The sequence below is a fragment of the Natronorubrum halophilum genome (assembly GCF_003670115.1).
GTDB classification, from domain to species: Archaea; Halobacteriota; Halobacteria; order Halobacteriales; family Natrialbaceae; genus Natronorubrum; species Natronorubrum halophilum.
In genome coordinates this window covers 344,617-368,217 of record NZ_QQTY01000003.1, presented here as the reverse complement: position 1 = coordinate 368,217, position 23,601 = coordinate 344,617, and the positions used below count along the sequence as shown (strand labels likewise).

The following is a 23,601-nucleotide window of genomic DNA, read 5'->3' as shown; positions in this document are numbered from 1 at the left end:
CCACAGCAACGTGACCGAAACCGAACCCGACCGCTCCGGGACGAACCGCGACGTCGATGAGGCAGGACACGATGACCGCCCGGTACTCGAGTCCCGACGTCGTCGGTTGTCCGCGTATCTTCGGCACAACGGGGAACGGATCTGTCGTGATACGGCGGTGTTGGCCACCTGGGCGCTGGTGATGACGGTCTGGGTTCAGGGAATGGGAGTGCCGCGCTGGATGTGTTACACCGTCACCTTCGTGGGTGTCGTCGGCTACACGCGAGTAACACCGCCGTGGTCGCGTCCGTACACGAGCCCCGAGGAGTCTGAATCGACACCGGTCGACGATCGGTTGCTACAGGAATCGAAGTAGCGGGACGAACACAGTCACGATCCAGAGGAGCACGCCGAGTCGCACGAGATCGTGGTCCTCGGGGTCGACACGGACGGTGTGTGACGCGCCCGCGGCGATGAATCCGAGCGCGATCGCCGTCGAAAATCGATGGACGAGCACGTTGACCGGGAGTCGCGTCACACCGAGGAGCGTGTAATCGAACAGAATCGCGACCGCGAAGCCGATCGAGCCGGCGGCGAAGGCCGTCTGGCGATCCAGCGACCGGGCGAGATAATACGTACAGGCCGGTAATCCGACGACGAGCAGCGGGTAGAACGCTCTCACGACAAGCTTCGGGCCGGCGTCGCTAAATCGCGTCTCGACGGCGAGCGCTCCGAACCGGATACCGAGGTAGAGTCCGATCAGCGAGCCAGCTAACACTAGCGCACGGGACACTCGAGAGGTAGCCACCGCTCGCATGGCGGTCCGCGAAGAAAGTCGGTTCGCGAGCATCGCACCGGGTAACAGACCGACGAGCGCGAAGTGAAGCGGAGAGCCGTTCTCGAGGTCGACGATCGTCACCCAGCCGTTAGCGTCCGAACCGTGGTCGTTGCCCAGATGGACGCGCGTCACGTTCGCCACGTACCGACGGTCCATGAACTCGCGTTCGACGTATCGCTGTGAGGTTTCGACGCTGTCGACCGTGTGGCCGAGGCGAAACCAGTCCCAGTGTTCGCTGTGGGCCTGAATCGCGGTCCACTCGTCGTCGGTGGGCGACTCGTAGGCTCGAATGTGATGGCGCGAACCGAAGTATTCGCCGTCGTGTAGCTGATAGCTCTCGCCGAGCCACAGCCCGCCGGACGAGTCGTCGCTTGGGTTGACGTAGGTGTACCGCGTCGAACCGTCGGCGCGTCCCCAGGCCGTTGCCGTTCCGACGGGGTCGTCGGGTCCGTCAGCGCTCACGTCCTCCTGATCGGGCGTCGTTTCGTTCCATTCGCCGCGGCTCCGTTCTTCCAGGTGTTGGCGCGTTTCCGCTGGATCACCGGCGATCACCATGTTGATCGCGAGCGTTCGTTCTTCGAACGTCGTTGCCCGACTCGTGTACGGCCATATCGACGAGTCGTCGTCGACGGTCACCATCGGTTTCTGCTGTTCGACCGCGGCATCGCTGGGCGGCGTGATAGCGGGCGATCCCAGGGCTAACACGACGAACACGACGGCCAACGCCCCAAAAGCGATCAGCGTTCGTCGGTCGATAGTCGATCACCCCCATCGGCGATTGTTCGAGCGTACATCGTATGGAACGACGGACGGAATTCCGTCCGTCAGACTACGTATGTTCCGTCGGGTTTCGCATATAGGTCTTCTCGTCCGTTCCGTCGGGTATACTGCCGGTGACTGTCCACTTTTCGAACTGGTTTTCGGATCGGGCGCGACTCGTGCGCTGGCGATTCACGGATCGCGTAGCGTCGTTTCAACGACACCCATCTCTCGAGGAAGTCTCGTGAACAACACCGACCACAAGGGTCGGGCTTCGCGCCCTGCTCCGCCTATAGATACTATTCGTATTATCGATGGGGGAACGTCGGAGGGATATCGGTATCAACGTAAAACTCCGTTTTCGCGCCCGAATCGACGCGACTGCGTGTGCGGAGACGACGGTCTCGTCACCGCGGTCCGGTGATCCCTGCCAACCGCATGAACGTCTCGTGAGCGTCTTCGCTCGGCTCGTCGGTCGACGGCCGACACCGCTCGTAGCTGCCGTCCGATTGCATCACCCACCTGTTTGCCGTATCGCACAGGAGCGTCTCGAGGATCTCCCGGAGTCCGGTCTGCAACTGGGGAGCCTCGATCGGCGTCACGGTTTCGACGCGGCTGTCGAGGTTGCGGGACATCCAGTCCGCCGAGCCGATGTAGTATCGGTCCGCACCGTCGGCACGGAAGTAGAAGATCCGCGAGTGCTCGAGGAACCGGCCGACGATGCTCTGGACGGTGATCGTCTCGCTGACGCCGTCGATCCCCGGTCGGAGTCGGCAGATGCCGCGAACGATCAGGTCGATATCGACGCCAGCGATCGACGCCCGGTACAATTCTCGGATCAGCGTCGGATCCTCGAGTCGGTTCATCTTGGCGACGATCCGTGCGTCGTTCCCGTTGAGCGCGCGCTGGGTTTCCGCGCGGATCAGGGACGTAAAGCGCTCGCGCATGTTCCCCGGTGCGACGAGCAACTTCCGGTACTCCTGTGACATCGAATGGCCGGTGAAGTAGTTGAAGAGACTCGCGAGGTCCTGGCCGATGTCGCGATCGGCCGTCAGCAATCCGAGGTCCTCGTACCGTTTCGCCGTCTCGGAGTGGTAGTTTCCGGTTCCGATGTGAGAATAGAGCCGAACGCTGTCGTCCTCCCTGCGGACGACCAGCGAGGTTTTCGCGTGGGTCTTGTAGCCGATCGTCCCGTAGGCCACGTGAATCCCCTCTTCTTCGAGCTTCTTCGCCCACTCGAGGTTGTTTTTCTCGTCGAAGCGCGCCTTCAATTCGACCATGACCGCGACTTGCTTACCGTTCCGGGCGGCTTCGAGGAGGCTTTCGATGATCCGCGAATCGCTCGCCGTTCGGTAGATCGCCGCCTTGATCGCCAGAACGTCCGGATCGTTGGCTGCCGCCTGCAGGAAGCGCTGGACGGTTCCCTCGAAGGAGTGGTACGGATGATGAACGAGGATGTCGCGATCGCGAATGACGTCGAAGATGGTCGACTCGTCGTTGCACGTCTCGAGTCGGGGGTGTGGCTGTGGCGTCCAGTCGGGAAGCTGGAGATCCGGGCGCCCCAGTGCAGTCAGCTCCGAAAGATCCCGGTAATCGAGCGGTCCCTGGAGTTCGAAGACCTCCCGGTCGTCGAGTCCGAGTTGCTCCGTCAGAATGTCGCGAATCTGATCGGGCGCGTCGGGTTCGATTTCGAGACGAACGGCGGTGGCGAAGCGTCGTTCTTCGATCACCTCTTCGATCATCTCGATCAGATCCTCCGCGACTTCCTCGTTGCGCCGCACTTCTGCGTTGCGCGTCACGCGAAACAGGACCATCTCGACGAGTTCGACGTTCGGAAAGAGCAGATCGAGGTTCGCGCGGACAACGCTCTCGAGGGGAACGTACCGCGTCTCGCCGTCGACTGCAAGCAGTCGGACCTGATTACGGGGGATCTTCACTCGGGAGAACGTGGGCTCGGCGTCGGGATGTTCTCGGGTAAGGACGGCGAGCGAAAGGCTCTGGTTCGAGATGAACGGGAAGGGGTGTGCCGGATCGAACGTCAGCGGGGTCAGGGTCGGCAGAATCGAACTCTCGAAGCGCTCGCGGAGGCGCGTTTGCGTCTCCGGCGACAGCGCCTCGTGATCGACGATTCGGATGTCGTTCTCCTCCAGGGCGGGGCGTATCTCCTCCCGGTAACACCGACTCTGGAGTTCGAACAGCGACCGAGACTCCTCAAGCACCTCCACCCACTGTTCGGTCGGCGTCTTCCCGTCGGGGGTTTTCGTGGTGATTCCCGCAGCGATCTGCTGTTTCAGCCCGCCGACTCGCTTGCGGAAGAACTCGTCCATGTTCGTCGTGAAAATCGCGAGGAACTTCACCCGCTCTAACAGTGGGTTTTCGTCGTCGAGCGCCTCGAAGAGAACGCGTCGTTGAAACGCGAGTTCGCTGCGTTCGCGGTTGAGATAGTAGGTCGGGTCGGAAAGGTCAACTTCCGATCCGTCGACGGGGATGCTTTCGACAGCGGCGACCGACGTTCCGTTCGTCGCGGCTGTCGGCTCGGAATCAGCGGAAATCGAACGGTACTCGAGTTCCGTCTCGTCAGTCCCGCTGGCCGGTCGCATCGATGGCTCCGTTTCGTTCGGTACACCCTCGGTGTCGTCGGCACCGGTATCCGGTGGTTCGGTCACTGATTGATCCGTCTCGTTGTCGCGCTGATCCGTTCCGTCGAATGACTCTCGTTCGTTCATTCTCGTGACCCGCCGTTATCGCCCGCTGGTTGCGACGATTTTATCGGCCGATCGATCCGCGTACCCGCTCGCCGAAACGCTCACGAACTGCTCGCGGCGGACGTCGTACGCCGTGAGACTGCCGCCGTAGACACACCCCGTATCGAGGCCGATCGCCCACTCGCGATCGAGAGGCTGTGAGAGAACCGTGTGGCCGAAAAACACCCGCGGTTCCCCCTCGTACTCGTCGAACCAGAACGGACCATCGTACCCATCCCCGTCGGGGGCCCGCATCGTCAACAGCGAGTCACTCGAGTGCGAGGAAAGCGGCCGGTTCGGATCGACGCCTCCGTGAACGACGAGGCCGCCGTCCCACGAGATCGCGGTCGGGAGCGTTTCGAGGTACTCGAGGTCGTCCGAATCGAGGGTTTCGAGCGAGGCCGTCCCGTCGAGGAGTTTTTGCTCGTTGTTTCCACGGACCGAAACTAGCTGCGGCGAGCGTCGTACTCTGTCGAGAACCGCCCCGCTCGCCGGTCCCTTCCGAAGCAGATCGCCGACGAAGATCACGAGATCGTCGTCGTCGAGTTCCAGTTTCGATAGCAACGCCTCGAGAGCCTCGAGACAGCCGTGAACGTCGCCGACGACGTAGAGATCACCGTACTCCTCGAGATCGATGTGGCGCCGGTCGAAGGGCATCGTGGACTGTAATTCGGAATTTGCTGTTGTCACACTTGCTCGTGACAAATATCGAGGATCGGCCGATAAATCGTTTATATGAGGTCCATAGGCAACTATGTAGTACTTTATATATGACAGTAGTAGCCGATCGGACGTCTTTTCACCGTTCACCCGTTCTCTTTGGATCGGCGAAATGGTCGGTATCGAGAACTGTATCGATATATCTATCTACGTTCCGATCTACGTGATGATACGAGACAATGTATAATTTTTTCGATAGTTTGATATCAAGATTGTTTGAATCCTCGGATAGGGACCGGCCTCGTGGCCAGTCAACAACGAGACATGAATCGGCGAGAACTGCTGGCAGCACTTCCTCGGTTCGCTGCGACGAGCGGTATCGTTGGAGGAGCTTCCTCGAAGGCCGGTAACGCGGTGGCAGATCGGATGACGAGCGACTGGTTCAGCGAACCACAGGCGATCAATCAAACGGGGATCACGGCGAGGATCGTCGACCGGTCACCGTCGTTGGCTACCGTTCGATTTCGATCGCCCGAACCCGTTTCGGCGTTCAGACCAGTCGCGTACAAGCGGCGGTACCCGGATGGAGCGGTGTTCGCAGTGAACGAGGGTCCACGGATCAGTGCGACGAACTCGCTCGACCGCCGGGTCGTCTTCGCGTTCGATACGTCGATCGTAGAATTCATCGCTGACCGATGGATGTACGAAATTCGATATCGACCGTACGAAAGGTCCAGATCCGCGGACCGATATCTCTGCGAGTCCGATCCGCTACAGCGGTCACTCGTCGGGTTCGGCTCCAACGCGGAACGGTGCTGTCCCGATGATGTGCCGGAGGACCGGTCCATTCACGAACGAATTGATCGCGAAGGGTGCTACGAACTAGCGTTCCGCTGGGCAGGAACCGATGGATCATCCCACGAGTTCACGCACACGATCAGCAAATCGGCCTATCGGCGAGCACGGGACCGACGGGGAGGATACGTCCGCACGTTCATCGAGAGCCGTCACAATCCGTACGCCCGCCACCTGGCGGATCGAATTACGTCTTCTGCGGTCCAAACGAGCGGACCAGACGCCGAACGGACCACCGCTCTCCATCCCGAACGCGACTTGCTCGAGCGGACGGTCCAATTCGTTCAGTCGTTCGACTACGCAATGGACGAGGAATCGAAAGGCGTCTACCAGTATTTCCGAACCGTCGAAGAGTCGCTCGTCGACGGGGTCGGGGACTGCAAGGACGGCACGTACCTGCTAGCCGGCATCCTGTCACACCCCCCGTTTGCGTACGAGACGGCGCTCGTGTTCATGCCGGATCATCTCTTGCTCGGAGTTCGTCGCACTGATCTTCCGACCGGCTATCGCCACGCTGAAACGATCCGAGACAGCCCGTACGTCGCGATCGAAACCACAACTCAGCGGCCGATCGGATTCTATCGTGACGACCCGATCGTCACCATTATCGGTCCGACCTACCGCTACGTCGACTCGGAAACCGTTAGCCACACGATCGAAAAGCAGGTTCGATTATTTTCCGACTACTACTCGCCATGATTGAAAATCGACGACACTCGTATTCGGAGAAATCAACAAGTACTGACGATGGCAGAATCAGCCGACCGACTCCACCGCTATCTCGAGGACGAATTCGGCGAGTGTCGAAACGAGGACCTCTAGGAGCGACTCGAGGAACTCACTGGCCTCGAGACGATGTTCGAACGCTGTCGGCGCTCGGCGACGGGACCCGGTTCCGACTCGTCCGGTTGCTGGTCGAAGCCGACAAGGGACCGTGCATCCGCGAGATCACGCCGCTCGTCGATGTTAATAGGCTGGATAGGTCGGGTGCTTCTGAATCGAGTATCGAGGTGGCTCGCGCGATCACGAGATTCTGAACTGACGTGCGATTCGCCGAAACATACAAGTCATTATCGTAGGAATCATTAGGAAGAGTATGACCTTCTACGATCGGAACGACGAGTTGGCTGCGCTGGATACTGCGTTTGGCTCGCCCGACCACGAGTTCTACGTCGTCTATGGGCGACGACGCGTCGGAAAGACGGAACTACTCAAGGAATTCTGTACTAGCCGCCCGCACATCTACTTCCTCGCGGCACAGGAAGCCGAACACCGTCAACGTGAGAAATTTGTTGAGCAAGTCGCCGACGGTTTCAGCGACCGTATTCCGCGGATCGACGGCTGGGATGACGCCTTCGAGTACCTCGGCGAAAAATTAGCATCAGAGCGACGCGTCGTCGTCATCGACGAGTTTCCGTACCTGGTCGACGAGAACGACTCGGTACCGTCATACGTCCAGGCGTTCGTCGATGAACAACTCCAGCACACGGATTCCATGCTCGTCCTCTGTGGCTCGAGCGTGAGTACGATGGAGTCCGAAGTACTCGGCCACGAAAGCCCGCTATACGGCCGGCGAACGGGTCAGATCGATCTCCAGCCGTTCTCGTTCCAGCAGGCCCGGGACGTCATTTCGTATGATATTGTTGACGCGATTCGGTCGTATTCGGTCACCGGCGGTACACCGCTGTATCTCACCCTCTTTGACTACGACCGGACACTTGCCGAGAACATTCGATCGAGAGTCCTCTCGCCCACAGCCCTCCTCTACAACGAACCGGAGTTCCTGTTGCGGACTGAGTTGCGAACTCCCGCCCGCTACATGAGCATCCTCGAGGCAGTTGCGTTGGGCCATACGACACCAAACGATATTTCAGGAGCGACGGGGGTCGATCCGGGACCGTTATCGAAGTATCTGCAAACACTTCGGCGACTTCGGCTCATCGACCGCGACGTTCCAGTTACCGCATCCGGGCAAAAGTCCAAACGGTCTCGATATCGCGTTGCCGATGAATTCCTGCGTTTCTGGTTCCGATACATGGAGCCGAACCGCTCGAGTATCGAAGAAGCCCCGACCGTCGTCTTCGATGGGACCATCGAACCTGATCTTCCCACCCACGTTGCAACGACATACGAGGAGGTCTGTCAGGAGGCCGTCTGGGAGGCTGTCCGATGCGGTGACATCGACCCATACGCGAAGGTAGGGAGATGGTGGTACGGAGAGGAGGAGATCGATATCGTCGGTCTCGCACCAGACGACGATCGGATCCTGCTTGCCGAGTGCAAGTGGACCGCCGATCCTGTCGGCCACGCGCTCGTCAAGAGTCTTCGATCCAAAGCTGAAAGCGTTCGATGGGGGTCAGGAAACCGGGAGGAACAGTTCGCCCTCTTTTCGAAAAGCGGATTCGTCGACGGGCTCGAGGACGAACTCGACGACAGTTGGTCGTTATTCGGTCTCGACGACCTCGAGAGGCTTTTTCGACCCGCTAGCCAAGCGTACGAGTCTCCCGATTCGTAGCTGCTCCCGGTTGAACACCACCGTACGAGTCCGAGTGAAACGCTAAGTGACAGTGGATTTAACCGGGAAGCGCGACTCGCTACCAGAAAGACACGCGTCTCGCTCAGCAACGAGGTTCAGTATGACAGCATCCCATCCGACGAAACGCCCGACAGACGCAACGCACCTCGACGAACAGGACGTAGACATTCCGAGGGAGCTTCTCAATCTTCCGTGGATAGACGTTCACAACCACGCACATACGCTTTCGTGGGAAGACCGAGAGCGGTACGCCCTCTCCGGATGCCGGTCCATGATCATGGTCGCATCGGGCTATCACTGGACGCCGTACAAGCCCGTCAAAGCCGACGATATCAGGTATCTCTGGGACGACGCGGTCAATCGCCGGGCGGCGATCGAGCGAAACCACTTCTTCGAGGCCAAACTCGGGTTGGGTATCCACACGGGCGTCCGTATCGAGAACCCCGACGAACTGTTGGCCGCGATGGGCGACTACTGCGAACTCGAGGAGGTAGTCGCGATCGGTGAAACCGGCGTCACCCCCTCCCAGCACGTCAGTAGCTGGGACGTCGACCACCAGCGGGCGATCGTCCAGGCGCAGATGGAACTCGCATCGGAACACGAGCTACCGGTGATCCTCCACACGCCGAACCGGTCTACGGACTCGGGGCGATCGTATCGCCCCGGGACGGGTATCCCGGGGTACGAGAAGAATACGAATCTCGGCTGCGAACCCGTACTAGATGGCGACAACCCTGCTCTCGACGCGGTGAAGATAGACGTCGAGGCGATGCGAGATGCAGGGTTAGACGACAGACGAGTCGTCGCCTCGCACGCCGACGGAAACAATACGGAGTACCTGATGGAGAACACCGACTGTTATCTGAGCTATACGATCGGACACTCGTGGTTGATCGGCGTCACTGCCGCCGACGTCGCCGACGCGATCGACGAGTACGGGCCGGAACGGATCATGATCGATACCGACTGTGCGAACGTCCTCAGAACGGATCCGTTCGCCCTGAAGCGGGCTATCTTCGAGCTGTATCGGTACGGAATCGACGAAGAGGCGATTCGAAGGGTCGTCCTGGATAATCCGCGCGAGGTTTTCGAGTTCGAGGCGTGATGTGAACCGCCTCGGGTCACGTGGTTCGAGACGCCTTCGGCGTCTCGTCATCACGAAATCTTCGATTTTCGTACGACTCCGAGACACCCGCCCTGTACAGCCTGTCGAGTCGATGCAAGGCGAGGCTCTCGAGGCATCGACCTGTTAGTCTATAGACCACGAGATTTGGTCAGCGGTGTGCCACTACACGAACAGCGAGATCCCGGTGTTCGGCCCTACCCCACATAATATTCAGATTTGAAATATACATTGTGTTCCGATATATTCAGTGTTTAACGGATTCGGTCGACGATCCATCACTGGATCCAGAAAACAACTCTACAGCCCGATGCCGACCGATACCCTGATCACGTCGCGGTCAATGAGAACGCGATCCGACTTGTCGGGAAGCGATACTGGCGATCTACTGCCGTCGATCCGAAACGAGAAGAACAGCATAGGAAACGCTTGGAGAGGCCAAAAACAACGTTTCGGGTTCGTTCTTCCGGGATCTGTCAGAGCGAGACGATAGCGAGAACACCGCGTTTCTCCTCGATGGAGATTGATCGCTGAATTACGCCTGTCAGCGACACGACGCCGATTTCGGAGACGGATAACACGAAAACCGGAACGGCATACAATATATTATTGATCTAGTAGAACAGAAGAACTCATCGTTATCAAACTTCTTTGTCAGTGCCCGCGTAGAAACGGTTGAGATATATTTATAATGTGTCACAAACGGATCTGCCGTGAGAGGCTCTACCGTGAGAACTACACTGCATGCGGATGATTCGCTCGGGACACGACAACTCGAGGTCTAACTGCCAATCCGCGTATCAAAAATTCTTCGCTGAGACGGCGGATCGCCCTGGAGGTGGTCACCGAATGCGCTCGGTCGTATCGTGGCTCACCACATTCGTTCGAACACCGACTCGATATCGGACTGCGTCGCCTCGAGTCTGCGCGGCCCGGCGTCCATAAACGGATCCTCGATGACCGCCCGCGCGAGGTCGGGGAAGTGACTCCGCTCCGTCCCCTCGATCGTCTGCAGTTGTGACGGGAGGTCGAGGGCGTCTCGAGTCGCCGCGACGGCGTCGACGACCGCGTCGGCTGTTTCCTCGGCGGTGGCCGTCTCGTCTTGAACCCGGAACGCTTCGGCCAGCAGATCCCGACGACCGTCGACCTGTTCGAAGAGGTAGCGGAGTACGTGCGGTGCGGCGATCGCGTGTGCGACTCCCTGTTGGACCTCGTAGTTCCGCGCGATAGCGTGGCCGAACGAATGAATCACGGAGGCTCGGTACGCGTTCGGGGTCGACAGCCCGTACTGTGCCGCGGCGATCCCCCGTACGATTCGAGCGAGATCGTCCTCGCTCGTCGACTCCGCGGTGATCGCTGGAAGTCCCTCGTACAGCAGCCTGACGCCCCGAACTGCCGTCCCGTCGGTGATCGGGTTGTGGTGTTTGGTATACAGCATTTCGATCCCCTTGTCAAACCCGTTCATCGCCGATCGGGCGAGGACGCGTTCCGGCGTCGTGGCGAACAGTTCCAGATCGTGGAAGACCACCGTCGGCATCAGCCGGCTGTCGGAGACGCCGGCGCTCGGAATCTCGGATTTGGCCTGTCCGGCCGGATCGAGGCTGAGTTTGATGCCCGCAACCTGCGAGAGATCCGCGCCGGGGAGGGTCGTCGGAACCGCAAAGATGTCGATCAGCTGAACGCCCTCCTCGGGGAGGAGCATCGCTTCCCGTTCCAGGATCTCGTCTACGACGTCGTCCAGGGGACGGTCGTGTCCGACGAGGACGCTGATTTGCTTGGCGATATCGAGACTACTCCCGCCGCCGAGCGCGATGAGCGCGTCGATCTCCTCGTCGCGGACGCGGCGAGCGCCCTCGTAGGCGGTCTTCAGGTACTTCTCTGGCGTCACTCCGTCGAAGGTGCCGACGAGTCGGTCGCTGGCTCCGTTCTCGACTGGATCCATCACGACGGGGACCTCGGACAGGTTCCCGTCAGTGACGATGAGGGCTCGTGAGAGGTCGTGACGATCGAGTACCGACTCGAGATTCCCAACGATACCCGGGCCGTGGTGAATCGTACTCGGCTCGTACTCGAAGGTAAACAAGTTCCCGTTCATTTAGATCACGGATCACTTCGACCTGTAAGTAAGCTCGTCGATGATCGTCGACTCGTCGATGAAGACGAAATCGTTCTCGGCAGCGTACGATGCGGCATTAGATCGGGAGAGCGCACCGCCCGTCCGGTCGTCTAGCATTTCACAGACGACGGCGGCCGGCGGAATATCGGCCCGCTCAGCGAGCGCGATACCGAGCTCCGTGTGTCCCTGTCTATCCGCGAGGAGGTTCGGCGCGGCCTTCAACAGGTGAACGTGTCCCGGAATGTCGAACTCGGCCGCGAAATCCGTCCTGGCCGGAGCCCGCGCCGCATCGCCGAGTGCGGAGATGGTGAGCGCCCTGTCGTTGTCTACGACCCCGGTGAAGGTATCCCGGTGGTTGACCGTCAGGGAGAACGAAGACCGATCGTCGTACTCGATATCGGTGTCCGTCGTCGCCGGATGGTCGACCATCTCGTCGACGAACGACAATCCGAACGCCTCGGCGACGTCGTACGACAGCGCGACGCAGATGAGTCCGCCCGCATCGTTCCGGAGGCGAGCGACATCGGACGGGGTAATGGAATAGGCCGGGTAAACGAGATCGACTTCGTTTTCGCGCTCGGCGGCGTCGTGAATCATTACCGGATCTCCGTTTCTGAACGCCTCGACGGCGTTCTCTACTCCGCTTTCGGGGTCTTTCTGGCGGTAACTGTAGTTATCCGGCAGCATGCTCTCACTCCACACAGGAGACCACCTTCATCCGTAATTCGTTGATTCGCATGAAACATCATGCGATTGGATGTCATACTAAATAAACGTTGTTGACAGATACTGAGAGTATCGCGGGAGAAAACCCACAGACCCAGTGCGTTACCAGGATCTGGCTGACGGATTCTCTCTTTGCCTGGGGGAATGCAGTGGGTGAATCGGATCGGATCGTCCTCGAAGAAGCAGTTGTCGAAACCGACGAGCAGCTTTCCAACGCGTTACTCGAAACCGACGGGGCGATTCCCGACGAGAACGAATCGGTCCGAACTGATCACGGCTGCGCCGTGTCGTCTCGCAGAGAACGCTGTTTCCGAACTCAGGTTCGGAGCGCTACGCCAATCCGCTTATCCAGTATCCGACGACTCGGACTCGACGCGAACCGCGAACGAAGCATCGTCGGAGAGATCGAACCGGTTCCGCAGATTGACGGGTGAGATGAGTTCGAGCGTCGACGTATCGTGGTCGGTGCGTTTTGGAACGATAGCGTGCAACCGGACGGACTCGTCGGCGTCGGCGGCCGACGCGGGATAGCAGTAGACGGCTCCGAACGAGCGGTCGCCATCCCGCCAGCCGTTGATACGTACTGGGTCGAGTTGCTCGAGTCGAGTATCGATCGGGTGGGGAAGATCGAGGTTGAGCGTTCCGGGGTACGGCTCGTACCCTAGTACGGCCCGGAACTGCCGCGCGTACCCCTCCAAAGAGACGAATTCGTTTCCGGTACCGAAACCGCTAACGACGGTACCCTCTACGGTAACTGTCATGTGTTGCGTCTCCGGCCTCGAGTCTCGCTCGAGTGCAGCGTTGCGGTCCGCTCCGGTGGACATCGGTAGTCGACCGTAACGACGGCGACGTCCGTAGCGTTCGTCAGTACGTCACTGGCGGGTTTCGATCCCTCGACGGAAAACACGCCGTCCGTGATCGCTCGTTCCTCCTCGACTGGGCGTTCGTTGAACGCCGGCGCGTCTTCGGTTTCTTCGATGGACGCCTGCGGCTGCGGGTGCGGCTCTCGCGGGCGAACCGCGGTAACGAGTGTTCGCATTTTAATATATATTCAGGTCGACTTGTCTACCGCGGGGCCGAAATCTCGACCGTGTAGTCGTCGGGATCGGACAGGAGAGCCATCCGCCGCCCCCACTCGACGTCAGTCGGTTCCATCCGGACCGTCTCGACCGCTTCGGCGGCCCGCTCGCACACGGTGTCGACCGCTTCCGGATCGTCGACGTCGATCGCGACGATGACGCCTCGTCCGCGCTCGTCACCAGGTTCGTCCAGTCCGAAGGCGTCGAGCACCTCCGGATCGAAGTCCTCCTCGAGGACGAGCGTACAGCGGCCGGTGTCGAACTCGGCGTTCCCGTCGGCGATCTCGTCGGGTTCCAACCCGACGATATCCCGGTAGAACGCCACTGATGCATCGAGGTCCGAGACCATCAACAGCGACTGGTGAAGCGATGGCGACATAGCGATAGTCAACTCGCTTCAGGGATTGACGTCGCCGATCTTGTCGACTTCGGGCTTGACCTCGTCGGCGTACAGTCGAAGGTTCTTGCGGACCTTCCAGTCGGGGAGGTCGCCGAAGTGGAACTGACCGACAATGCGGCCGAATCCACCGACGGCCTCGTACTGCTCCTCGAGTTGTTCGGCGACGTACTCGGGGGTACCGACGATCGTCTCGCCGTACTCCTGAAACTCGTCGAAGTCGTAATTGTACGCGAATTCGCCGTGCGGGTGGAGCTCTTCGATGTACTCGTCCCACTTCTCGGGGTCGTAGGGTTGATCGCCCATCATGCCCGCGGAAACGCCGACGTGAACGCCGGCGGTGAGCGTCTGATAGAACTTCCGGAGGTGAGGTTCCGCTTCTTCGCGGGCCTTTTCCATCGTCTCGGCGACGTAGATGGCTCGCATCACGCTGAAATCCTCGTCGCTGGGGCTCCAGCCGTAATCCTCCTCCGCGTACTGGCGGTACTCGGAAAACTTCTCGCTGATAGTGTCGACCGGCTGGAAGACCAGCCCCGTCGGAACTTGATTCTCGGCGGTGAATCGAAGCGACTCTTCGCTCTCGGCCGGCATCCAGAGCGGCGGGTGCGGATCCTGGTAGGGGCGAGGCCAGATGTAGACGTTCTCGTACTGGAAGTGCTCACCGTCCCAGTCGAACGGTTCGTCGGCGGTCCACGACTTCAAGATCAGATCCCACGCTTCCTCGAAGCGACTGCGCGACTCTCGGATGTCGATTCCGTACGCGAGGTACTCGCTCGGGATGCCACGGGGGAAGCCGCTGATGATCCGACCCTCGGTGATGTTGTCCAGCATCGCGAGTTCCTCCGCGAGCCGGATCGGATTCTTGCGGAGCGCCGGCAGATTCCCGAAGAACGCGATCGTCGTGTCGTCGGTACGGGCCGCCAGGTTCGACGCCGTAATGTTCGGACTCGGCTGCAGCCCGTAGGCGTTGTAGTGGTGCTCGTTGACACCGATGCCGTCGAATCCTAGCTCGGCGGCGTACTCGAGTTGGCTGAGATAGTCCTTGTAATACTGAGCCCCCTTCTCCGGATCGTACTCGTGCTCGACCCAGGGCCAGGCGGACTTCTTCTCGGTAATATCGTCGATATCCTGATACGGCATCAGGTGGAACGCAAAGGTTTCCATATGACCACTGTTCACATGGCACTACTTAATACTAACTGCTGAACGTCCGAACCGACGACAAAATTCCCGGCGGCCCGTTCGATCGAAATGATGCTGCCGACCGGCGGAAGTGTTATAGGAACTTAGCCACGTCAATAACTAACATGGGAGAAACTCCAGAAACAGATGTCGAACGGAAGAGCATCGTCCTCGAGTACTTCAGACGGCTAGATCGCGGAGGCGACTTCCTCGAGCTCTTTGCGGACGATGTCCGCGTCTTCTACCCGAAGTGGGGGATCGCGACCGGACGCGAAGAAGTCGGGGAGATGTTCGGTGATGTCGGCAGTCTCGTCACGTCGATGTCTCACGACTACGAGACGTTCAATTACGTCATCGACGGAGATATGATCGTCGTCGAGGGGACGAGTACCGGCGAAACCGCGGAGGGGAAAGAGTGGAAACCAGACGGCACACCCGGCGGTGGCCGCTGGTGTGACGTATTCGAAGTCCGGAACGGGAAGATCCAGCGCCTCTTTATCTATCTCGATCCCGATTACGCCGGAACGGACACGGAGCAATACCCCTGGCTCTAAGCGGGGGCGAGACGGAGGAGCCACGAACTCGAGGTGGAGTGAGCGTAACAACTGCAACGAGTTACGCACTCAGCACAGCCGTCGTGCGATCGAGTGTCCAGTAACCTGCAGCGGCTGCGATAGTCTTCTGGGAAACCTCAGCGGACGGGTGCGCGAAGGAGCGGACCTCCGTGGGTGGTCAGTCGGTGCTCGTGAGTCGCCTCAGCCTGCTCAGTCTGTAGACCTTCTGCGTCCGTCGGCCGATCGGCCGACGGCGGTGGTGCGTGGCCAAAAGGGTGCGACAGAGACCGCCAGCGAAGATCGACCTCCCGTAAGAGGTGCCTCCAGAGGGGCGAATGTGCCTATCGACGCTCGACGACCGTTCATACGTCTCACACGTGGTGCTGTATTTACATCGGTATGTATGTAATCCCATTTCCAACGTTAATAATTAAATAGGGCGTTAGAAGCATTGGACAACCAGGTAGAATATGAATTAGCAGAATGATGACGAAGGGCGAAACGGCTGTTAGACTGTCCATGATTCGCGCGTCGACCGGACTGGCGTTCGCTTTCGGCCGCGTCGCGGAGTAGCCGTCGTTCTCGCCGGGCGACGCGAACCGCCGATACTGAAAGCGGCTGTATCGAAGTTCGTTTCCCGGCATTGTGCTACGTTTCCGTGTGCGATCAGCGCTGTCGTGCGTTTTCTCAGCGGTGACAGTGAAGTACTCGACCTCCGTTCGATGAGGTGGGAGTGTGGGTTTCGGTGTCCGATTCTCGCGCGGAGTTTCAGATCCACGAACGCGAGTATCAACCGCCGACGGAGGGTTTTAGAGCGTGGCTCGGTCGCTGTGGTGGTGTAACTACCCCTGAAGAGAGACAGTAGCGGTCAGTACTCCTTCTCAACACGCCCCACCCAAAATCGTGGGTGTGAAAACCCGAAAATACCTCTTCAGGAACGGCGCGGACTATCGGGTGCGAGCGCATCGTCGTACAGGGTGAGGTAGAGGTCGCGAATCTCCTCGGTAGTCGGTTTCCGTGGATTGTTGTCCGGCGATCCCGAGTCGATAGCGTCCTGGGTCATTTCGTCGACGACATCGAGGTACTCCTCTCGAGTGGGTATCTCGCCGAAATCGTCGAGATATCCCGTTAACGAGAGGTCCTCACAGAGTTGAAGGACCGCGTCAGCGGCCTCGTCGGCCGCCGCTCGAGTTCGATCGTCGTCGTCCGCAGCGCCAAGAATGCGGGCGACGGTGGCGTACTTTTCGGGGGCCGCCATTGCGGAGAACTCTACGACGTACGGAAGGATGAGAGCGTTCACGAGACCGTGGGGGATGTGCAACTGTGCGCCGAGCGGACGCGCCATCCCGTGAACGAGCGCGACTGAGGAGTTCGTAAACGCCTGCCCGGCCTGGAGTTGGCCCACGAGCATATCCGCACGAGCGTCGAGGTCATCCCCGTTAGCCCACGCAACCGGGAGCGACCGAGCGATACGCTTCATGGCTTCTTCGGCGAAGCCGTCAGGGATGCTGTACGAGTGTACCGAGACGTACGCTTCGATGGCGTGTGTGAGAGCGTCGATCCCCGTAAAGGCAGTGTGACTGCGAGGAAGCGAGACGGAGAGTTCCGGATCCTCGATCGCGACGTCCGGGACAACGTTCTGCGAGACGATGAGGAACTTCGTTGACGTGGATTCGTCGCTGACGACGACCGACCGGGTCGCCTCGCTCCCGGTCCCGGCGGTCGTGTTGACGGCGATGAGGGGCGGCGTCGGGTTCGGTACCCCTTCGTACCCCGCTTTGTCGACGCCGAAGTCTCGGATCTCGCCGTCGTTCGCGGCGAGAATCCCGACGCCCTTTCCGGTGTCGATGGAGGAACCGCCGCCGAACGTGAGTATCACATCGCAGTCGCGATCGGCCCAGAGCGCGTGCGCCTCCTCGATGTTCTCGACGGTCGGATCCGGACGCACGTCTGTATAGACCATCGTCTCGATGCCCGCGTCCTCGAGGATGGAGAGAACCCGTTCACCGTGGATATCGAATATCTGTTCAGTAGCGATCAACAGGACCCGTTCGCCGTGAAGCGACGCGTAGTCTCCGATCTGGTCGACCGCACCGACACCGAAGACGACGTTGCTTGGCGATACGACCGTTCGTGTCTCCCGTGAGAGGACTGTGTCGTGTGTCACAGTATCTACCATCCGTGTTCCGACAATTAATTCTTCTGGATCTCCGAAACAGAGACGGAAATTGGCACCGCACGCGTCTACTGAGGGGTGAAAGGACGCCGACGGCCTCGCTCGTTACTGGACGGTCCATCACCGCCGTTAGAACAGACCCTATACTTTATGTTGTGGTAGGGGATATGGCTGGCTATGCTAACGGTTAGCGGTGTTACCAAACGCTTCGGCGGGTTGACCGCAGTCGACGACGTCAGTCTCAGCATCGACCGCAACGAGATCGTCGGCCTGATCGGCCCCAACGGGGCGGGAAAGACGACGCTTTTCAACACGATCGCCGGAGTGTATGCGCCGGAGACGGGCTCGATCGCGTTCCGCGGGGAAGAGCTGATCGGGAAGGGACCCCACAAAATCGCACAGCACGGTATCACCCGAACCTTCCAGACGGCGCGAACGTTCAACGAATCCACGGTGCTCGACAACGTCCTCGCCGGCGCTGTGTTCGGAAAGGAGGACCCCGATACGATGGCGGAAGAACGAGAGAACGTCCGGCGGTATCTCGAGTTCATCGGTCTCGACGAGAAGGCCGACGAGGATGCGAGCAGCCTCACGATCGCTCATCGAAAACAACTCGAATTAGCGCGAGCGCTCGCGTCGGAGCCGGAGCTCATTCTGGTCGACGAGATCGGAAGTGGATTGACACCGACCGAACTCGACGAACTATCCCGAAATCTCCGACAGACCCGGGACGAATTCGGCATCTCCGTGTTCTGGATCGAACACGTGATGGACGCGATCATGAACGCGACCGATCGAATCATCGTCCTCAATCAGGGGCAGAAAATCGCCGACGGAACGCCGACGCAGATTCAACAGGATAGCCACGTCGCCGAGGCGTACCTCGGAGGTGCGGAGGCGTAATATGATCTCGGTAGAAGAGATCGACGTTCACTACGGCGATCTCCAGGTGCTGTGGGAACTCTCGCTCGAGATCAGAAAGAGCGACTCAATCGTCGCGATCGTCGGTCCGAACGGAGCGGGGAAGACGACCCTCCTCAAGACGCTCTCGGGGGTGCTCAGGCCGACGAACGGTAGTATCGAAATGTTCGGCGAGGAGACGCACGATCTCCCTCCGAGCGCAATCGTCCGGCGGGGGTTCGTCCACGTGTCGGAAAAAAGAAACCTGTTCCACGATCTGACGGTGTACGAGAACCTCCGAATGGGCGCGTACACGCACCGTGACGACTTCGAGGAGACCTACGAGGAGGTCGTCGACATGTTCCCCGTTCTCGAGGAGCGCCGCGACCAGAAGGCGGGGACGCTCAGCGGCGGCGAACAGCAGATGCTCGCGATCGGACGCGGGCTGATGGCACACCCGAACGTCTTAGCGCTTGACGAACCGTCCGGCGCGCTCGCGCCGCAGTTGGCGGATCGGGTCTTCGAGAAGATAGCGGAGATCAGCGAAGAGATCACGGTCATCCTCATCGAACAACACGTCGATCGAGCCCTCGAGCTTTCGGATCGCGTCTACCTGCTCGAGAACGGTCGAATCGCGACCGAAGGGACCGGGGCCGAGATGCTCGAAAGCGCTCACGTGAAAGAGACCTACCTGAGTAGCTGAACGCCTCGTTCGAACCGCGAGATACTACCCCGAAGTACCGACGGAGCGGTAGTTCACCGTCGACCCAACCACGTCAACTGTTATCAATCCACAAATTTTAATACGTATTGGGCCACTTGAGGAGATGGCAGTATGACTAGAACGCCTAAGACGCGCATGAACAGACGTAACTACATTAAAGCAGCTGGCGCCGGCGTCAGTACGTCGATCCTCGCCGGGTGTTTCATCAGCGACGAGGAGAGCGGTGATACGATCACGATCGTCGCCCTCGAACCGCTGTCGGGCGTGTTCTCGGTGTACGGTTCGCGGCACCGAGACGGTGCCGAATTCGCGGCCGAACAGATAAACGCCGACGGCGGCGTCCGCGATCAGGACATCAAGATCGACGTCGTCGACACTGAAGGCACGGCCCAGGAGACGGTGACGGCCTTCACGGAGGCGATCGACCGGAACAACGCAGTCGCGGGGATCGGACCGGGCGCGTCCGAGGCGGCGATTCGGGGCGGCGACGTCGCACTACAAAACGAGGTCCCGCTGTACCTCCACGCAGCAGGTGCCGTCGCAGCGAACCCGCGAGACAACGACTTCGTCTTCCGGACGAGCCTTCCCGCGACCCCAACGGTCGGGAGAGCGCAGGCACAGATTATCGAAGAGGGAGGGTACAACAACATCGGCGTCATCTTCGAGGACGGCGTCTGGGGGGACGAGTACGGCGCTGCGATAGACGAGTACTTCCCCGACGACATCACCCTCACTACCGAGACCGCACCGATTCCCGAAACGGACTTCGTCCCCTTGCTGCGCGGATTCCCCGACGACACCGAGGTGATACTCGGCAGCGGTCACCCGGCGGGTGTCAGCAGCATGTACAACCAGGTGTACGAAGTCGGTCTCGACCCGGATCTGTACCTCGGTGCCATCACGCCGATGGAGGCGGACTACGACGCGCTCGGAGACGGCATCGAAGAGTCGTTCGCCTCGTTCAACGCGACGGATATGTACAGCGACGACTACGCGGACGTGGCGTCGACGTACCTGGAGGAAACCGGAGACGTCTTCGACCACGCGCAGGTCAACGGGTACGTCTCGGTTCGGTTGATCGCCGACTCGATAGCGGAGGCGGGATCGGCCGATCCGGTCGACATCGCCGAGGCGACGCGAACGGGCTCTTTCGACCTCCTGTTCGGTTCGCCGATCGAGTACACGGAGTGGGGAGAGGTCGAGAATTCGGTTCAGATCTACAACTCCTTTACCATCGGCGAGTCGCCGGACCACTGGCCCGACGTCGGCTTCGCCCCGGAAGAAACGTTCCGGACGGATCCGCTCCCGGCGTACGAGCCCGGCGAACTTGACATATAAACGCTGTTTCATGCCAATTTCGTACCGGCGAATCCGATCTCGAGGCGGCATATCGGGACGCCTGCTGACGTCTTCTCGTACGCTCACCCACTGTTCGACGCTTGTTCCTGTAACTGCTACGACGCCAGTGTGACACGCTGTCCGATCGTTCTCGGTGAAATATCGACGGGCGATATCGGAACTCGCGTCGCACCGCCCCGCGTCCGGATCGGCGCTGATCTCCTCGAGCGAGCGGTCTCCACCACCGTTTCGCCGGCGTGAGAGCCGAAACGAACGGAAGCAGCCGGCTACGAACGGACCAGCAGATCGGTGGCGCGCTGCCTGACGCCGTACTTGTCGAGGTACCGCTCGGCGAAGGGGACGAGTCCCTGTCGGAAGTAGAGGAAGAGCGCCATGAGTAACAGCCCGAAGAGAATCGAACGGTACTCGGCGAAGTTCCTGAGTTGCTCGTTCAGGTAGATGATCACCGCCGCACCGATGAGCGGTCCGTACATCGTCCGGAGCCCACCGACGATGAGCATGATGAGAATCATCACGTCGATGTTGTTGAACGTGAACGTGCCGGGGCCGATGAACCCCGAGAGCTGGCCGAAGAACGGACCGGCCAGTCCGATAGCGAACGTCGCGATGAACCCGGCGATCACCTTGTACTTGACGACGTTGAGCCCGATGGATTTCGCCGCCGTCTCGTCCTGGCGAATCATCTCGAACGCGAGCCCGTACTTCGAGTTCATTAGATACTGGTAGAGCGCCAGTAGCGCGAGGAGGATCGCACCGAGAGTGTAGAAAAGGACGATGTCCTCGGTGAACCAGGGGAGGTTCTCGAGCGGCCGAATTCGGAGGTCGTTGAACACGAGACCCGTGACGCCGCCCGTGATATCTCGCAGACTGTTAATCAACTCGATGAGGGAAAACTGCAGCGCGAGCGTGAGAATCGAGATGACGATGACCGTGAGATTGCGGATGGCCGCGACGTAGGTCACGACGATACCGACGATCCCGGCGAAAGAGGCACCCAGTAGGAGGGTGATCCAGGGGGAAACGCCGAGCCACTGTGCTCCGAGGGCCGTCGTGTAGGCGCCGATCGCAGCGACTGCTCCCGTAAACAGGAGCAACTGATCGGTGTGGCCGAAGACGATGTTGAGCGCCGTCGTCAGGATCGCGTACAGCGCCATCAGAATGAAGATACGCGCGATGTAACTCATACCGGGAGCGAAGAATAGCGGTGGAATGAGCGCCAGTACGAGCGCGACGATCGCGAGGTGGTAGTAATTCCGGTTCATTGTATCCCCTCCGGTTTAACGAGTAACGCGCCGATCGCGATGCCGAACAGCGCTATCGTCGAGATATACGCGCCGAGATACGCGCTGATGAACGTCGTCAGTATCCCCAGACCGATACCGGCGACGACCACGCCGAGAATGCTGGTGACGCCACCGACGATCGAGACGATAACGGCGGTGATAGTCAGGTCGAACGCGCCGGCGACGCTGGTCTCGAACGATGTCCCGTACAACACGCCGGCGACCGCAGCGATGGCAACGCTCAACACGAAAACGAACGTCCGCATTCGTTTGGTGTCGATGCCACAGAAGAGCGCACCGGTTTCGTCCTGCATTATCGTCCGCGTCGCCAGACCGGTGTACGTGCGGCTGAAAAAGAGGTACATCCCCGAGAGTATTATCAGTGAAGCGACGATTATGAGTATCGAACTTCCCCTGATGAACGCACCGGATAGTTCTACCGTATCGATGTGAATCGGGACGGAGAACTCGCCGGAATATCGCAGCGAGAGCGCGCCCTGAAGCGCGATCGACAGCCCGAGGGTCGTGAAAATGCCTAGCAGAAGGCGCTCGTCTCCCTCGGATCGGTAGACCAGTTGGAGGAGGGTTCGATCGAGAAACAGTCCGAACGCCGCCGTCACGGCAATCGCGATGACTGCCGCAACGACGACGGGGACACTGCCGGTCAGTTCGAACGTGAGCAGGATCGCGATAACTGTGAACGCGCCCAGCGCCAGATTCAAAACCCCGCCGAGTCCAAACACGAGCGTAATTCCCAACCCGAGCATCGCGTATAAGAGCCCGATACTGATCCCGTCTACGAGTAACGCACCTATTCGTACGAGTGTATTTGTCGCCATTATCGTCGACCATCTCCCAGTGGGAGAGACAATTTCTTATATGTTTTGGTAATTGGGAACACACACCATTCGGAATGGGTCCGTGTTCCCGAAACCGCGTTAGGGACTGGCGACTCGATCGGCTACTCGGGCCCGAAACTCTCTATCTCGACGGTATCGAGGTCGATTCCGGCCCGAGAGAGCGCGTCTCTCGCCTCTTCGACGAACTGTTGGAAGCCAAATACGTATATCTCGAACGCCGAGGGATCGATCGAGTCGACTGCCTCCTCGAGATCGTCCGAGAGAACGATCGTTGCACCGCGTTCTTTCAGGGTATCGAGGCGATCCCCGTGTGGCGGTTGGTCGCCACCGTAAACGATCGTCACATCGTGATCCAGCCGCCGGGCGCGCTCGGCGATACCGACCGCCGGACCGATACCGGGCCCGCCCGCGAACACGAGAGCGACGCCGTCGTCGACGTACTGGATGTCGCCGAACGGTCCCTCGACGGTGATCGTCTCTCCGAGCGCGCGTTCGACGAGCCACGGACCGAGCGTCCCGTCGGGATCGACCGCAACCGTCATTTCGAATCGCTCCTCGACGTCGGGGGAGGAAATCGTGTAATATCCGGTCTCTTCCTCGCCGTTGATGGTTGCTCGAACCAGTACGAACTGTCCGGGGTACGCCTCGAAATCGGTCGGCGCTTCGACTTCGATAGCGGCGGTCTGGTCACCGACGTCCTCGAGCCTGGTGATTCGTAGTTCCGGCATACCTACCCCTCCAAGCGTACAGA

General features: G+C 59.8%; 21 protein-coding genes and 1 pseudogene. 9 read left to right on the top strand and 13 right to left on the bottom strand.

Annotated features, from left to right (window positions below; translation table 11 throughout):
* Positions 1–10 precede the first annotated feature (10 nt).
* Positions 11–355, top strand: a complete 345-nt coding sequence (locus tag DWB23_RS13875; RefSeq protein WP_121743415.1) for a hypothetical protein — start codon at positions 11–13, stop codon at positions 353–355.
* Here the strand turns inward: DWB23_RS13875 and DWB23_RS13870 are convergent.
* From DWB23_RS13870 to DWB23_RS13860, 3 genes are all read right to left on the bottom strand, one after another.
* The gene (locus DWB23_RS13870) at positions 338–1,522 is read right to left on the bottom strand and encodes a YybS family protein (RefSeq protein WP_238717439.1); all 1,185 of its coding nucleotides are present in this window, start codon (positions 1,520–1,522) and stop codon (positions 338–340) included. The genes DWB23_RS13875 and DWB23_RS13870 overlap by 18 nt on opposite strands.
* A 461-nt stretch (positions 1,523–1,983) precedes the next feature.
* Positions 1,984–4,302 carry a polyphosphate kinase 1 gene (ppk1, locus tag DWB23_RS13865; RefSeq protein ID WP_121743414.1) on the bottom strand — a complete coding sequence of 773 codons (2,319 nt, stop codon included), beginning with the start codon at positions 4,300–4,302 and terminating at the stop codon, positions 1,984–1,986.
* Between the two features lie 15 nt (positions 4,303–4,317).
* Positions 4,318–4,977, bottom strand: coding sequence for a metallophosphoesterase family protein (locus tag DWB23_RS13860; RefSeq protein ID WP_121743413.1), 660 nt, complete (start codon positions 4,975–4,977; stop codon positions 4,318–4,320).
* 429 nt (positions 4,978–5,406) lie between these two features.
* Between DWB23_RS13860 and DWB23_RS13855 the strand changes: the two genes are divergently transcribed.
* The 4 genes and pseudogenes from DWB23_RS13855 (at position 5,407) to DWB23_RS13840 (ending at position 9,476) form a co-directional block, all read left to right on the top strand.
* A complete protein-coding gene (locus tag DWB23_RS13855; protein WP_162989826.1) occupies positions 5,407–6,534 on the top strand; it encodes a hypothetical protein in 1,128 nt (375 codons plus the stop codon).
* 48 nt (positions 6,535–6,582) lie between these two features.
* Positions 6,583–6,806 (top strand): annotated as a pseudogene (locus DWB23_RS24010) (ArsR family transcriptional regulator); the annotation flags it as partial.
* Between the two features lie 125 nt (positions 6,807–6,931).
* Entirely contained in the window at positions 6,932–8,350 is a 1,419-nt protein-coding gene (locus DWB23_RS13845) for an ATP-binding protein (RefSeq protein ID WP_121743411.1), read from the top strand.
* Between the two features lie 121 nt (positions 8,351–8,471).
* Positions 8,472–9,476, top strand: a complete 1,005-nt coding sequence (locus DWB23_RS13840; RefSeq protein WP_121743410.1) for a TatD family hydrolase — start codon at positions 8,472–8,474, stop codon at positions 9,474–9,476.
* 889 nt (positions 9,477–10,365) lie between these two features.
* Here the strand turns inward: DWB23_RS13840 and DWB23_RS13835 are convergent.
* From DWB23_RS13835 to DWB23_RS13810, 6 genes are all read right to left on the bottom strand, one after another.
* Positions 10,366–11,589, bottom strand: coding sequence for an iron-containing alcohol dehydrogenase family protein (locus DWB23_RS13835; RefSeq protein ID WP_121743409.1), 1,224 nt, complete (start codon positions 11,587–11,589; stop codon positions 10,366–10,368).
* Between the two features lie 12 nt (positions 11,590–11,601).
* Positions 11,602–12,297 (bottom strand): 3,4-dihydroxy-2-butanone-4-phosphate synthase, encoded by a 696-nt coding sequence (gene ribB, locus DWB23_RS13830; RefSeq protein ID WP_121743408.1) that lies wholly within the window; start codon positions 12,295–12,297, stop codon positions 11,602–11,604.
* 383 nt (positions 12,298–12,680) lie between these two features.
* On the bottom strand, positions 12,681–13,097 hold the full coding sequence (locus tag DWB23_RS13825; RefSeq protein ID WP_162989825.1) for a DUF120 domain-containing protein: 417 nt from the start codon (positions 13,095–13,097) through the stop codon (positions 12,681–12,683).
* Positions 13,094–13,375, bottom strand: a complete 282-nt coding sequence (locus DWB23_RS13820; RefSeq protein WP_121743406.1) for a hypothetical protein — start codon at positions 13,373–13,375, stop codon at positions 13,094–13,096. The genes DWB23_RS13825 and DWB23_RS13820 overlap by 4 nt, the downstream gene beginning before the upstream one ends.
* A gap of 26 nt (positions 13,376–13,401) precedes the next feature.
* The gene (locus tag DWB23_RS13815; protein WP_121743405.1) at positions 13,402–13,794 is read right to left on the bottom strand and encodes a VOC family protein; all 393 of its coding nucleotides are present in this window, start codon (positions 13,792–13,794) and stop codon (positions 13,402–13,404) included.
* An 18-nt stretch (positions 13,795–13,812) separates the two neighbouring features.
* Positions 13,813–14,976 carry an LLM class flavin-dependent oxidoreductase gene (locus DWB23_RS13810; protein ID WP_121743404.1) on the bottom strand — a complete coding sequence of 388 codons (1,164 nt, stop codon included), beginning with the start codon at positions 14,974–14,976 and terminating at the stop codon, positions 13,813–13,815.
* Between the two features lie 143 nt (positions 14,977–15,119).
* Between DWB23_RS13810 and DWB23_RS13805 the strand changes: the two genes are divergently transcribed.
* Positions 15,120–15,548, top strand: a complete 429-nt coding sequence (locus DWB23_RS13805; RefSeq protein WP_121743403.1) for a nuclear transport factor 2 family protein — start codon at positions 15,120–15,122, stop codon at positions 15,546–15,548.
* A gap of 931 nt (positions 15,549–16,479) precedes the next feature.
* On the opposite strand, the gene DWB23_RS13800 is transcribed toward DWB23_RS13805, so the two are convergent.
* Positions 16,480–17,715: an iron-containing alcohol dehydrogenase gene (locus DWB23_RS13800; RefSeq protein ID WP_238717438.1), complete on the bottom strand. Its 1,236-nt coding sequence runs from the start codon at positions 17,713–17,715 to the stop codon at positions 16,480–16,482.
* Between the two features lie 186 nt (positions 17,716–17,901).
* Here DWB23_RS13800 and DWB23_RS13795 point away from each other — a divergent pair, with 186 nt between their 5' ends.
* The 3 genes from DWB23_RS13795 to DWB23_RS13785 all read left to right on the top strand — a co-directional run bounded on the left by DWB23_RS13795 (position 17,902) and on the right by DWB23_RS13785 (position 20,686).
* Positions 17,902–18,627, top strand: coding sequence for an ABC transporter ATP-binding protein (locus tag DWB23_RS13795; protein ID WP_121743401.1), 726 nt, complete (start codon positions 17,902–17,904; stop codon positions 18,625–18,627).
* A gap of 1 nt (position 18,628) precedes the next feature.
* Entirely contained in the window at positions 18,629–19,327 is a 699-nt protein-coding gene (locus tag DWB23_RS13790) for an ABC transporter ATP-binding protein (protein WP_121743400.1), read from the top strand.
* A gap of 132 nt (positions 19,328–19,459) precedes the next feature.
* Positions 19,460–20,686 (top strand): ABC transporter substrate-binding protein, encoded by a 1,227-nt coding sequence (locus DWB23_RS13785; protein WP_121743399.1) that lies wholly within the window; start codon positions 19,460–19,462, stop codon positions 20,684–20,686.
* 287 nt (positions 20,687–20,973) lie between these two features.
* Here the strand turns inward: DWB23_RS13785 and DWB23_RS13780 are convergent, their stop codons facing one another.
* The 3 genes from DWB23_RS13780 to DWB23_RS13770 all read right to left on the bottom strand — a co-directional run bounded on the left by DWB23_RS13780 (position 20,974) and on the right by DWB23_RS13770 (position 23,578).
* Positions 20,974–21,969 carry a branched-chain amino acid ABC transporter permease gene (locus tag DWB23_RS13780; protein ID WP_121743398.1) on the bottom strand — a complete coding sequence of 332 codons (996 nt, stop codon included), beginning with the start codon at positions 21,967–21,969 and terminating at the stop codon, positions 20,974–20,976.
* Positions 21,966–22,829: a branched-chain amino acid ABC transporter permease gene (locus DWB23_RS13775; protein ID WP_121743397.1), complete on the bottom strand. Its 864-nt coding sequence runs from the start codon at positions 22,827–22,829 to the stop codon at positions 21,966–21,968. The genes DWB23_RS13780 and DWB23_RS13775 overlap by 4 nt, the downstream gene beginning before the upstream one ends.
* A gap of 122 nt (positions 22,830–22,951) precedes the next feature.
* Positions 22,952–23,578 carry an FAD-dependent oxidoreductase gene (locus DWB23_RS13770; RefSeq protein WP_121743396.1) on the bottom strand — a complete coding sequence of 209 codons (627 nt, stop codon included), beginning with the start codon at positions 23,576–23,578 and terminating at the stop codon, positions 22,952–22,954.
* Positions 23,579–23,601 lie beyond the last annotated feature (23 nt).